5 protein-coding genes are annotated in these 14,036 nt (G+C 73.7%); all 5 read left to right on the forward strand.

From position 1 onward, the window contains the following. On the forward strand, positions 1 to 6,153 hold a 6,153-nt coding region (locus AB0L33_RS35010), incomplete at its 5' end, for an SDR family NAD(P)-dependent oxidoreductase (protein ID WP_365687801.1). Positions 6,154 to 6,225: 72 nt separating this feature from the next. Beyond that, on the forward strand, positions 6,226 to 7,056 hold the full coding sequence (locus tag AB0L33_RS35015) for a hypothetical protein (protein ID WP_365687802.1): 831 nt from the start codon (positions 6,226 to 6,228) through the stop codon (positions 7,054 to 7,056). Between the two features lie 56 nt (positions 7,057 to 7,112). Further along, on the forward strand, positions 7,113 to 10,259 hold the full coding sequence (locus AB0L33_RS35020; protein ID WP_365687803.1) for an amino acid adenylation domain-containing protein: 3,147 nt from the start codon (positions 7,113 to 7,115) through the stop codon (positions 10,257 to 10,259). Positions 10,260 to 10,287: 28 nt separating this feature from the next. Next, the gene (locus AB0L33_RS35025; RefSeq protein WP_365687804.1) at positions 10,288 to 13,446 is read left to right on the forward strand and encodes a beta-ketoacyl synthase N-terminal-like domain-containing protein; all 3,159 of its coding nucleotides are present in this window, start codon (positions 10,288 to 10,290) and stop codon (positions 13,444 to 13,446) included. A 5-nt stretch (positions 13,447 to 13,451) separates the two neighbouring features. Next, a partial coding sequence (locus AB0L33_RS35030) for a polyketide synthase (protein ID WP_365687805.1) occupies positions 13,452 to 14,036 on the forward strand: 585 nt, incomplete at its 3' end.

The following is a 14,036-nucleotide window of genomic DNA, read 5'->3' on the forward strand; positions in this document are numbered from 1 at the left end:
GCCGCCGCCAACACCTTCCTCGACGCCCTCGCCACCCACCGCCACACCCAAGGACTCCCCGCCACCTCCCTCGCCTGGGGACTCTGGGACCAAGCAGGCGGCATGGGCGGCACCCTCGCCCAGGCCGACCTGGACCGGCTCGCCGACACCGGCACCGCAGCCATCACCGCCGAGCAGGGCCTCGCCGCCTTCGATGCCGCGCTCGGCCACCACCGGCCCGCCCTCCTTGCCGTGCCGATGAACACCGCCGCCCTCCGGGCCCGGGCCAAGAGCGGCTCACTCGCCCCGCTCCTGCGCGGCCTGGTCCGTACGCCGGTACGCCGAGCCGCCGCTGCCGCCCGGGCCGGGGCGGCCGGTGCCACCTCGCTCGCCCAGCGGCTCGCCACGCTCTCGGCCGCCGAGCAGGACCGGCTGCTGCTGGACCTGGTCCGGGAGGAGGTGGCCGCGGTGCTCGGCCGGTCCGACGCCGCAGTGCTGGACCCGAGCAGGACCTTCACCACCCTCGGCTTCGACTCGCTGTCCGCCGTCGAACTGCGCAACCGGCTCGGCGCCGCCACCGGCCGACGCCTCACCCCGACCCTGATCTTCGACCACCCCACCCCCGGCGCGCTCGCCACCCACCTGCGCGACACGCTGCTCGGCACGCAGGCCGCGGCCCCGGCGCCCACCACCGCGGCCACAGCGGGTGCCGGTGCCGACGACGCCATCGCCATCGTCTCCATGGGCTGCCGCTTCCCCGGCGGGATCACCACCCCGGAAGACCTCTGGCAGCTCGTGAAGGGCGGCGTGGACACCGTCGGCGGCTTCCCGGAGAACCGCGGCTGGGACCTCGACGGCCTCTATGACCCCGACCCGGAGGCCACCGGCACCTCGTACACCCGGCAGGGCGCCTTCCTGCGCGACGCCGACACCTTCGACGCCGACTTCTTCGGCATCAACCCGCGTGAGGCGCTGGCCATGGACCCGCAGCAACGCCTGCTGCTGGAGACGGCCTGGGAGACGCTCGAACGCGCCGGGATCGACCCGGACCGGCTGCGCGGCAGCGACACCGGAGTCTTCGCGGGCGTCATCACGGGTGACTACGTGACCCGGCTGGACCGGCTCCCCGAGGGCCTGGAGGGTTACGTCTCCACCGGCACCACCACCAGCGTCGCCTCCGGCCGGGTCTCCTACGCCCTCGGCCTGGAGGGCCCGGCGCTGACCGTGGACACGGCCTGCTCCTCCTCCCTGGTCGCCCTGCATCTGGCGGCCCAGGCGCTGCGACGGGGCGAGTGCTCGCTCGCCCTGGCCGGCGGTGCGACGGTGATGGCGGGACCCATCAACTTCGTGGAGTTCTCGCGCCAGCGCGCCCTGTCGCCCGACGGCCGCTGCAAGGCGTTCTCCTCCACGGCCGACGGCACCGGATGGGGCGAGGGCGTGGGCCTGGTCCTGCTGGAGCGGCTGTCCGACGCACAGGCCAACGGGCATCAGGTGCTGGCCGTCCTCCGGGGTTCGGCGACGAACCAGGACGGTGCCAGCAACGGTCTGACCGCCCCCAGCGGTCCCTCGCAGCAGCGGGTGATCCGGCAGGCCCTCGCCGACGCGGGCCTGACCGGCGCCGACGTCGACGTCGTGGACGCGCACGGCACGGGCACCAAGCTCGGTGACCCGATCGAGGCGCAGGCCCTGATCGCCACCTACGGGCAGGAGCGGGCCCCCGAACAGCCCCTGTGGCTCGGCTCGTTGAAGTCCAACATCGGGCACACCCTGGCCGCTGCCGGTGTCGCCGGCGTCATCAAGATGGTGCAGGCCATGCGGCACGGGGTGCTGCCCCGCACGCTGCACGTGGACGAACCGACCCCGCACGTCGACTGGGAGGCCGGCGCGGTCGCGCTGCTGACCCGGGAACAGCCGTGGCCCGAGCTGGACCGCCCGCGCCGCGCGGCCGTCTCGTCCTTCGGCTTCAGCGGTACGAACGCCCACGTCATCCTGGAACAGGCTCCGGAGGTTCCGGCGCCGGACGAGCCCGCCGTGCCCGTGGCCGAGGGGGTCGCGCCGTGGGTGATCGCGGCGAAGAACCCGGCCGCTCTACGGGACCAGGCCGCGCGGCTCGCGGCGTTCGCCGACAGCCACCCGGAGGCGGCGGCGTCCGAGGTGGGTGCCGCACTGGTGGCCACGCGTACGCCCTTCGCGCACCGGGCGGTCGCCGTCGGCAAGGACCGCGGGGAACTGCTGCGGTCAGTACGCGAACTGGCCGCCGGCGACCAGTCCGCCGGTGCCGTGACCGGTGAGGTCGCGGGCGGTAAGACCGTGTTCGTGTTCCCGGGTCAGGGTTCGCAGTGGATCGGCATGGCGGCGGGTCTGTTCGAGGCGTCGCCTGCGTTCCGGGCGCGGCTTGAGGAGTGTGCGCGGGCGCTGTCCGCGTACACGGACTGGGATCTGCTGCCGGTGCTGCTGGAAGGCGATCCGGACGGTCTGCTGGACCGGGTGGACGTGATCCAGCCCGCGTTGTGGGCGGTGATGGTGTCCCTGGCCGAGGCGTGGCGCTCCTACGGGGTCGTGCCGGACGCGGTCGTGGGTCACTCGCAGGGCGAGATCGCGGCGGCTGTCGTGTCCGGTGGGCTGTCCTTGGAGGACGGTGCCCTGGTGGTGGCGTTGCGGAGCCGGGCCATCATCGCTCTGGCCGGCCGGGGCGGCATGCTCTCGGTCGCGCTGCCCGCCGACGCGGTCCGCTCGTACCTGACGCGGTGGCCGGACGACCTGAGCGTGGCCACGGTCAACGGCCCCTCCTCCACGGTCGTTTCGGGCACGGACAGTGCCCTGGACGAACTCGTCGCGGTGCTTCGCGCGGACGGGGTGCGCTCGCGCCGTATCGCCGTGGACTACGCCTCGCACTCCCCTCACGTGGAGTCGATCAAGGAGGAGCTGGCGCGACTTCTGGCACCGGTTGTTCCCCGGGTGCCGGAGATCCCGTTCTATTCGACCGTTACGAACGAGGTGGTCGACAGCGCGGCACTGGACGCCGAGTACTGGTACCGGAACCTGCGGCAGACGGTCGAGTTCGAGAAGACGACCCGGGCCCTGCTCGCGGACGGCTTCACCACGTTCATCGAATCGAGCGCTCACCCCGTCCTGACGATCGGTCTTCAGGAGACCTTCGAGGCCGCCGGTGCGGTCTCGGCGCTCGCGGTGCCGTCGCTGCGCCGGGACGAGGGCGGTCTTGAGCGGTTCCTGCTGTCCCTCGGCCAGGCATGGGCCCACGGCGTCCCCGTCGACTGGACCACAGCCCTCCCCGACCCCCAGCACCCGCTCGACCTGCCTACCTATCCCTTCCAGCGCGTCCGCTACTGGCTCGAGTCCACCCCCGCCAACGGTGACGTGTCCACCGCCGGTCTCGCCGCCACCACGCACCCCCTTCTCGGGGCGGCCGTGGCCGTGGCCGGGTCGGAGACGGTGCTGTTCACCGGCCGGCTCTCCCTGGCCACCCACCCGTGGCTCGCCGACCACACGGTCGCCGGCACGGTCCTGCTGCCCGGAGCGGCCTTCGCCGACCTCGCCCTGTTCGCCGCGGCCCAGCTCGACGCGGGCGTCGTCAACGACCTGGTGCTGCACGCCCCGCTCGCCCTCCCGGCGACCGGAGCCGTGCAGATACAGCTCACCGTCCACGGTCCGGATGCCTCCGGCCACCGCGAACTCTCCGTCCACGCCCGCCCCGACACCTCCTCCGACGCCGATGCCGCCGAGTGGACCCTGCACGCCCAGGGCCTCCTCCTCGCCGAGGCGCCCGCTCACCCGGCACCCGCGGGCTCCGACTGGCCGCCGGCCGACGCCACTCCGGTGGACCTCGCCGACGCCTACGGGCGGCTCGCCGACCAGGGGTACGAGTACGGTCCCGCCTTCCAGGGCCTGACCGCTCTGTGGCAGAGCGGCGGAACGCTGTACGCCGAGGTCGAACTCGCCCCCGGCACCGCCACCGCCGGGCACGCCCTGCACCCGGCGCTCCTCGACTCGGCCCTGCACCCGCTGGTCGTGACCGCCCTGGCCGAGGCCGGCGACGACGGCCTCCGGCTGCGCGTCCCGTACTCCTGGACCGGGCTGACGGCCTCCGCCACCTCGCCGTCTGCGCTGCGGGTGACGCTCGAACCGACCGGGCACGACACCGTCCGGCTGCGCTTCACCGACGCCTCGGGTGCTCCGCTCGGCGGTGTCGACACGCTCACCGTGCGGCCCGCCGACCAGGCCGCCCTCGCCGCGCTGCGCACCGACCGGCTGCCCCTGCACCACGTGCGCTGGGAGCCCGTCGAGCTGCCCCTCACCGAGAGCACCCCCGACCGGGCCGTGTGGCTCGGCGCCGACCCGGCGGGGCTCCGCGGCGCGCTCGGCATCGCCCAGGAACCGTATGACGACATACGGGTCCTCGCGGCGGCCGTCGCCGGAGGCGGCACCGCGCCGCAGTACATCCTGACGGCCCCGCCCGCCGACACCGATCCGGGCACGGCCGTGCACCGGCTGCTGGAACTCGTCCAGTACTGGCTCGCCGAGGACGGCCTGGGCGGGAGCACACTCGTCCTCCTCAGCCGCGGAGCCACCGACGGAACGGACCCGGTGGCGGCGGCCATGTGGGGGCTGCTCAGGGTCGTCGGCTCCGAGAACCCGGGCCGCGTCGTCCTGATCGACACGGGCACCGAATCGGCCACCGACGCCGCACGCGCCACGCTGTCCGCCCTCGCCGCGGGGGAGCCCGAACTGCTCCTGAGCGGCGGTGCGGCGGCCCGCCCGCGGATCGCCCCGACCCGTCCGGACCACGCTGCCGCAGCCATCCGGTTCACCCCGCAAGGCACGGTCCTGGTCACCGGCGGCACCGGTGCGCTCGGCGCGCTCTTCGCCCGCCACCTGGTCACCGCGTACGGAGTCCGCCACCTGCTGCTCGCCGGCCGGCGCGGAGCACAGGCCCCCGGGGCCGACTCGCTGCGGGCCGAACTCGAAGCGCTCGGCGCGACCGTCACCCTGGCCGCCTGCGACACCTCCGACCGGGACGCGCTCGCCGCCCTCCTGGCCGCCGTACCCACCGACCACCCCCTCACCGCGGTGGTCCACAGCGCGGGCGTCCTCGACGACGGCATCGTGCAGGGGCTCACCCGCGAACGCTTCGCGGCCGTGTGGCGGCCCAAGGCCGACGCCGCGCGCCACCTGCACGAGCTGACCGCAGGCATGGAACTGGACGCCTTCGTCCTCTTCTCCTCGCTCGCCGGCCAAGCCGGCAACGCCGGTCAGGCCAACTACGCGGCCGCCAACGCCTACCTCGACGCCCTCGCCGAACAGCGCCGCACCCAGGGGCTGCCCGCGGTCTCCCTGGTCTGGGGCCTGTGGGGCGAGACCTCGGGCGAAGGCGCCGGGCTGGCCGCCCGCCTCGACGCGGCGGGCCTGGCCCGGGCCGGACGCGGCGGCCTGCTGCCGCTGTCCGCAGCCGAAGGGCTCGGACTGTTCGACGCGGCCCTCGCCGACCCGGCCCCGGTGCCGATCGTGGCCCGCTTCGACGCGGCGGCACTGCGCGCCCAGGCCGATGCGGACACCCTGCCGGACCGGCTGCGCGGCCTGGTCCGTACGCCCGCCCGCCGCTCCGGCGGTGCGCAGGCCCCGGCCGAGACCAGGCTCACCGACCGGCTGGCCGGCCTGGCCCGCCCCGCACAGGAGGAAATCGTCCGGGAGCTGGTCCGTACGACCGTCGCGGTCGTGCTCGGCCACGCCGACACGGCCCGGATCGAGGACGACCTGTCCTTCAAGTCCCTCGGCTTCGACTCGCTGACCGCCGTCGAACTGCGCAACCGGCTCGGCGCGGCCACCGGCCTCGCCCTGCCCTCCACCCTCGTCTTCGACCACCCGAACCCCCGCGAACTCACCGAGTACATCCACAAGCTGGCCGAACCCGCCGTCGACAGGCAGCCCGTACTCGCCGACCTCGACCGGCTCGAAGCCTCACTCGTGGGCCTGGCCGCCGACGCCGCCGGCGACGAGCTGCGCCGCACCGTCGCGGCCCGGATGGAGGAGCTGCTTGCCGGCTGGGCGGCAGCGGCGGGCGACGCGGCGGCCCAGGTCGGCGCCGCCGACATCGAGTCCGCCTCCGCGACCGAGCTCCTCGACCTGATCGACCAGGAGTTCGGCGGGGGCCTCTAGCTCCCGAGCCCCCTGTCCGGCCGCAGCACCCGAACCGACCGACCCCTCACCACAGAACGGAACCGGAACCCCATGACCAGCCTCAGCACCTGGAAAGAGCTCATCGCCGGCGACACCGACGAGGTCGTCCTCGCCGTCGACTTCGACGCGACCGGCCGTGGCGAGGCCCGTTTCAGCGACTTCGTCCCGCTCCTCGGAACCGGCTTCACCGTCTGGGAGACCCTTCCCGCCGCCGTGGCCTCCCGCCCCGACCTGCCCGCCGACGCGTACGTCAAGCAGTGGGTCGACGAGGTCCGCACCAGCGGCAAGCGGGTCAAGGCCGTCCTGGCGTTCTGCGCGGGCAGCGTCTACGCGGCCGCCATCGCCGAGGAGGTCGAGAAGTGGCAGGGCTCCTTCCCGCGGACGATCCTCTTCGACCCGGAGCGGGCCGCGGCCGCCAGCATGTACTGGCAGTTCCACAAGGCCGTCGGCCAGATGGAACCCGCAGTCGGCGCAGCCGAGGTCGGCCGCGTCCAGGACTCGGCACAGCGCGCCCAGGAGACCTGCGTGAGCCTCGGCGACCTCGCCCGCCGGCTCCTCCTGCTCTACCACGCCCTCGCCCAGACGGCCTGCGACAAGCTCGGCCTGGACGACCGGCGCCGTGCGGAGATGACGGAGACCGCGGGCGCGTTCCTCACCTACCTCTCGACCGCCGAGCAGATCGAACCGGCGGCCGCCTGGCTGCGCTCCACGGCCATCACCTCCGCCACCGCGACCAGCGGACTCAACGGGTTCCGCCTGCTCAACCCGGACCACGAGGCCGCCCTCGTCGCGGACGAGCTCCGCTTCGACACCCCGCACGTGGAACTCCTCAGCAGCCCCGTGGTCGCCCAGGCCGTCACCGAGCTCCTGCTCGCCTCCTGACCCCGCGCGCACGGCCGGCCGTACTCCCTCTCCCAGGTCACAGACAGGAATCCGGAATGCTCACCTCAGCCCAGACCCCGGGGAACGGCCCGGCCCACGCCGTACTCACGGCGGCCAGCCGCAAGGAGCAGGCGCTGTGGCTCCTCGAAAAGCTCGTCCCCTCCGGCGCCGTCAACAACCTCTCGGTCGTCTTCACCACCGAGGAACCGCTCGGGGAGTGGGAGCTGCAACAGACCCTGGACGCCCTGGTACGGAGGCACCCGGCGCTGCGTACCGTCTTCCACGGCACGGACGGCGGACTCGTCAAGCAGACCGTCCCGGCCGACCGGTTCGCCGCCACCGTCAGCACCATGACGGTCGCGGCCGGCGGCACCGACGCGGCGGTGAACGCGCTCGTCGCCCGGCCCTTCACGTTCGACGGGCAGCCGCTGCTGCGCGCCGGGCACCTCCAGGGGCCGGAGGGGGACGTCTTCTGCCTGGTCGTCCACCACATCGTCTTCGACACCGTCTCCGCCGCGATCCTGCTCGACGAGTTCACCCGCGTCTACGAGGCCGTCGCCGCCGGTCTCGACGTGCCCGAGGACCTTGCCGCCCCCCAGCCGGCCCTCGCCACCGCCGCCCCCACCGACGAAAGCCTCGCCTACTGGCGCGAGCACCTGAGGGACTTCGACCCCTCGGCCCTCGGACTGGACTGCGGCACCGAGGACCGGCCCGACCCCACGCTGACCGGCGACTCGGTCCTGCACACCCTGTCCGCCGAGGCCCACGAGGCCGTCCGCCGCCTCCAGCGGGAAGTGCGCGCCCCCGAAGCCGTCGTCCTCCTCGCCGCCTACTACCTGCTGCTCGCGCGGCACGGCGCCGGCCCCGACCTCGTGGTCGGCTCGCCCGCCAACGTCCGCCCCGCCCACGCCGCCGGAACCGTCGGCTACCACGTCAACACCCTGCCCCTGCGCGCCCGGGTCGACCTGGGCGTCGGCTTCCGGACCCTCGCCGCGGAGTCCCGGGAAGCCTTCTTCGGCGCCATCACCCACGCCGACGTGCCGGTGGACGTCCTGCTTCCGGAGATCGAGCACACCGGCGCGACCTGGCGCAACACCGTCTTCCGGCACCTGTTCAACTACGTGCCCAACGCCGGGCAGACCAGCTTCGAGATCGACGGCGTCCCCGCCCGGCGGCTGCTCGTCGAGAACGGCTACAGCAAGTTCGACCTGGAGTTCTTCTTCCTCGCCTCGCCCGAGGAGATCCGCATCCGAGGCGTCTTCTACACCGAGGTCCTCTCCCGCGACGACACCGAATTCCTGCTGGAACGCTACGACGCCCTGCTCGTCGCCCTGGGACAGGACCCCGACCGCCCGCTCGGCGAACTGCCCCTGCACGGCCCTCGGGACCGGACCGTCATCGACGCCGCCAACGCCACCGGCACCGAGGTCGCACCCGCCACCCTGCTGGAGGCCGTCGCCGCAACGGTCGCCGCCACTCCCGGCGCCGTCGCCGTCGAGGACGGCGAACACACCACGACCTACCAGCAGCTGTGGGACACCGCGCTCGCCGACCGGGACCTGCTGCGCGCCGCCGGAGCCCGCCCCGGCGACATCGTCGCGCTCGCCGCCCGGCGCGGCCCGCAACTCGCCGCCGCCGTCCTCGGAGCATGGCTGGCGGGCACCGCCTACCTCGCCCTGGACCCGGACCACCCGGCCCAGCGCACCGCCTACCTGCTGGAGGACTCCGGCGCCTCCGTGGTCCTCGCCGCACCCGGCATCGACGTGGCCGCCGGGGCCGCCGTCCGCGTGGAACCCATGGCGGCCGTGGCCCCCGTCACGCCCCCGCGAGGCGCGCACCGGCCCGTCGAAGAGCCGGTGGGCCTCCCCGGCCCCGACGCCACCGCCTTCCTCATCTACACCTCGGGCTCCACCGGCAAGCCCAAGGGCACCGTCATCACCCACCGGGGCGTTGCCAACGTCATCCACCACTTCCGCCACGAACTGGGCGCCGGTGCCGCCGACGTGACGCTGTGGCTGACCACCTTCACCTTCGACATCTCCGCCCTGGAACTCTTCCTCCCCCTCGTCACCGGCGGCCGGATCGCCGTCGCCCCCGAAGCGGCCCGCAGCGACGGCCAGGCCCTCCTCGACGTCCTCGAACGCCACGACGTCGGCATCATCCAGGCCACCCCCACCACCTGGCGGCTCATCGCGGACAAGGCGGGCCACCGGCTGGCCGGCCGGCGCGGCGTCACCGGCGGCGAACCGATGCCGCCCGCGCTCGCCCGCCGCATCACCGCCGCCGGCTGCACCCTGCGCAACGCCTACGCCCCCTCCGAGACCACCATCTACTCCACCTGTGGCACCGTCCCCGACGGCGCCACCGCCATCGACATCGGCCGCCCCATGAACAACACCCGGGCCTTCATCACCGACCCGGACGGGCGCGAACTGCCCGTCGGCGTCCGCGGCGAACTGTGCATCGCCGGCACCGGGGTCGCCCTCGGCTACCACGGCCGCCCCGAGCTGACCGCCGAACGCTTCGCCACCCACCCCGAACACGGCCGCTACTACCGCACCGGCGACCTCGCCTGCTGGCTCCCCGACGGGCGCCTCGCCCTGCACGGCCGCGCCGACCGCCAGGTCAAGCTGCGCGGCAACCGCATCGAGCTCGGCGAGGTGGAAGCCGTACTCCTGGAACACCCGCAGGTGCGCGGGGCGGCCGTCGTCGTCGACGACGACGCCCCCGGCGGTCCGCTGCTCGTCGCCTTCGTCGAGCCCGCCCAGGACCCCGGCCCGACCGCCCTCGCCGACCTGCTGTGGGAACACGCCCGGGCCGGCCTGCCCGGCGCCGCCGTCCCCCAGGAATTCCTGGCCGTCGACACGTTCCCGACCACCGTCAGCCAGAAGACCGACTACCTGGCCCTCAAGAACCTCGCCGGCCGGCTCCGCAGCGAACGGGGCGCGGACACCGGCGGCACCGCCCACCAGGGCGACGAGCTCACCGCCGCGCTCATCGCCCTCTGGCAGCAGCTCCTGGAACGCACGGACGTCGACGCCGACGCCAACTTCTTCGCACACGGCGGCCACTCGCTGCTCGGCGCCCAGCTCGTCCAACGGGTCGAGGACACCACCGGAACGACCCTCGCCATGGCCGACCTGTACGCCGACCCGACACCCGCCCGGCTCGCGGCCCGCATCCGCAAGACGAACAACCAGTGACGCACCACCCACCAGGGAAGGGGGAGACATGACGACCGCGACCGGCGAAGACGCCAGGCTGCTCGACTACCTCAAGCGGATGACGATCGATCTGCGCGAGGCCCGGCAGCACATCAAGGACCTGGAGGACCGGCACCACGAGCCGATCGCCGTCGTCGGCATGGCCTGCGCCTACCCGGGGGGCGTCACCGGGCCCGAGGACCTGTGGGAGCTGGTCGCCTCCGGCACCGACGCCGTCGGAGACTTTCCGGCCGACCGGGGCTGGGACCTCGACGCCCTCTACGACCCCGACCCCGAGACCCCCGGCACCTGCTACACGCGCCACGGCGGCTTCCTGCCCGAAGCCGCCTCCTTCGACGCCGGGCTCTTCGGGATCACCCCCAAGGAAGCCCTCACCATCGACCCCCAGCAGCGACTGCTGCTCGAACACGCCTGGGCCGCCGTCGAACAGGCAGGCATCGACCCCCGGTCCCTGCGCGGCAGCCGCACCGGGGTCTTCGTCGGCGTCATGTACAACGACTACGGAGCACGGCTGAACCCCGCCCCCGAGGGCTTCGAGGGCTACATCGGCAGCGGCAGCGCCGCCAGCGTCGCCTCCGGCCGCATCTCGTACACCCTCGGCCTGCACGGTCCCGCCCTCACCGTGGACACCGCCTGCTCCTCCTCCCTGGTCTCCCTCCACCTCGCCGTCCAGTCGCTCCGCCGCGGCGAATGCGCCTCCGCACTCGCGGGCGGCGTCACGGTCATGGCCACCCCCACCGTCTTCACCGAGTTCGCCCGCCAGCGCGGGCTGAGCACGGACGGCCGCTGCCGGTCCTTCTCCGCCGAGGCCGACGGCACCGGCTGGGCCGAAGGCGTCGGCGTCCTCTACCTCGAACGCCTCTCCGACGCCCGGAAGGCCGGACACCCCGTCCTCGCCGTCATCCGAGGCAGCGCCGTCAACCAGGACGGCGCCAGCAACGGCCTGACCGCCCCCAACGGCCCCGCCCAGGAACGGGTCATCCAGGAGGCCCTGGCCGACGCCCGGCTCACCCCCGGCGAGGTCGACGCCGTCGAGGCCCACGGCACCGCGACCACCCTCGGCGACCCGGTCGAGGGCCAGGCCATCCAGGCCGCCTACGGCTCCGGACGCGAGCCGGGCCGCCCGCTGCGCCTGGGCTCCCTCAAGTCCAACATCGGGCACAGCCAGGCCGCCGCGGGCGTCGGCGGCGTCATCAAGACCGTCATGGCCCTGCGCAACCAACTCCTGCCGCGCACCCTGCACGCCGAGAACCCGACCCCCCACATCGACTGGAGCTCCGGCAGCGTCGCCCTGCTCCAGGAGCCCGTCGCCTGGCCGCGCGACCCGGCGCGTCCGCGCCGCGCCGGAGTCTCCTCCTTCGGCATCAGCGGCACCAACGCCCACGTGATCGTGGAGGAAGCCCCACAGGAGGCCCCGCAGGAAGACGCACGTCCGGCCGCGACCGGGACCACCGTCGCCTGGCCGCTCGCCGCCCGGACCCCCAAGGCGCTGCGCGACCAGGCCGCCCGCCTCGCCGCGCACCTGCACCGCACCCCCACCGCCCCCGTGGATATCGCCCACACCCTGGCCACCGGCCGCACCCCCTTCGCCCACCGGGCCGTAGCCGTCGGCAGCGAGCCCGCCCAGCTGATCCAGAGCCTGGAGAAGCTCGCCCGCGGCACCGGCGCCGCCGGACTCACCAAGGGCGCCCCCGACCCGGCCGCGAAGGCACCGCTGGCCGTGGTGTTCTCCGGGCAGGGCTCCCAGCGCCCCGGGATGGGCGGCGAGCTGTACGCCCGCTTCCCCGCGTTCGCCCAGGCCTTCGACAAGGTCTGCGCGGAACTCGACCGCCACCTCGACATCCCCCTGCGCGCGGTGCTCCTCGGCGAGGACCCGGCGGTCGACGGCGAGCTCGTCCACCAGACCGCTTACACCCAGGCGGGCATCTTCGCCGTCGAGGTGGCCCTGTACCGCCTGCTCGAACACTTCGGCGTCACCCCGGACTTCGTCTCCGGCCACTCCGTCGGCGAACTCGCGGCCGCCCACGTCGCCGGCGTCTGGTCGCTGTCCGACGCGGCGGCCCTCGTCGCCGCCCGCGGCCGCCTCATGCAGGCCCAGCCCGGGGGCGGGGCCATGCTGGCCGTCGAGGCGACCGCCGCCGAGGTGGAACCGCTCCTCGCGGGCCGGGAGCACGAGGTCTCCCTCGCCGCCGAGAACGGCCCCTCCTCCGTGGTGCTCTCCGGTGACCCCGAAGCCGTACGCGAGATCGGTGCCGCCTTCACCGCGCAGGGCCGCCGCACCAAGCTGCTCAAGGTCAGCCACGCCTTCCACTCCCCGCACATGGACGGGATGCTCGCCGAGTTCGAGGCCGTGGCCAAGCAGCTCATCCACCACCGGCCGAGCATCCCCGTGATCTCCAACCTCACCGGGGACGTCGCCGGGGACGAACTCCTCACCCCCGGCTACTGGGCCGACCACGTCCGCCGCCCCGTACGCTTCGCCTCCGGCATCCGCCGACAGGCCGAACTGGGCGTCGCCACCTTCCTGGAAGCCGGCCCGGACAGCGTCCTGACCTCGATGATCACCGAGATCCTCGCGGACACCCCCGACAGCGCCCGCGCCGGAGTCATCGCGCTGGCCCGCCGCGACCAGGACGAGTCCTCCGCCTTCCTGACCGCCCTGGCCCGCCTGCACGTCGGCGGCCGCTCCGTGCACTGGCCGGCCGCGACGGCCGGCTGCGCCCCTCGCACGGTCGCCCTTCCCCCGTACGCCTTCCAGCACCGCCGGTACTGGCTCGACGAGGTCGCGCCCCGGGTCACCGCCGGACCCGGGCGCGCCGTCACCGACGCCGCTGTGCGGGTGCCCGCGGACGAGGCCCCCGAGGACGGCGCGCAGTCCACCGCGGCCCGCCTGGCGGCGGCCCCGGCGGCGGACCGCCCCGCGCTCGTCCTGGCCGCCGTGCTGGAGGTCGCGGCCGAGGTGATGGGCCTCGACTCCCCGTCCGATGTGAACGTCGGGACCCCCCTGCTGGAACTGGGCTTCACCTCCCTGATGGCGGTCGACCTGCGCAACAAGGTCATGGAGTCGACCGGTGTCGACCTGCCCGCCACGGTCGTCTACGACCACCCCACTTTCGAAGCGCTGGCGAGCTATGTGGACTCGCTCATGAACACGGATCGAGGCTGAACCAGATGAACGAGTCCATGGCCATTGCTGTTGTCGGTATGTCGTGCCGTTTCCCGGGTGCTGAGGGTGGCCCGGGGGAGTTCTGGGAGGGGCTGGTCGGTGGGCTCGATGCGGTGGGCGAGGTGCCTTCGGACCGTTGGGACGGTGAGGGTTTCTACGATCCCGATCCGTCGGCGGCGGGGAAGTCGGTGGCTCGGCGCGCGGGGTTTTTGAGCCGGGTCGACGGTTTCGACGCGCGGTTCTTCGGTATTTCGCCGCGTGAGGCTGTGGCGATGGATCCGCAGCAGCGGTTGGTTCTGGAATTGGCGTGGGAGGCGTTCGAGGACGCCGGTGTGGTGGCGGGTTCGGTGCGGGGGTCTGCCGCGGGTGTGTTCGTGGGGGCGATGGCGGATGATTATGCGGTTCTGGCGCGTCGGGGTGGTGTGGAGGGGATTGGTGCTTTCACGTCGACGGGTCTTGCGCGGAGTGTGATCGCGAATCGGGTGTCGTTTCTGCTGGGTTTGACGGGTCCGTCGTTGGTGGTGGATTCGGGTCAGTCGTCGGCGTTGGTGGCGGTTCATCAGGCGTGTGAGGCGTTGCGTCGTGGTGAG

Source organism: Streptomyces sp. NPDC052299 (assembly GCF_040679335.1).
Taxonomy (GTDB): domain Bacteria; phylum Actinomycetota; class Actinomycetes; order Streptomycetales; family Streptomycetaceae; genus Streptomyces.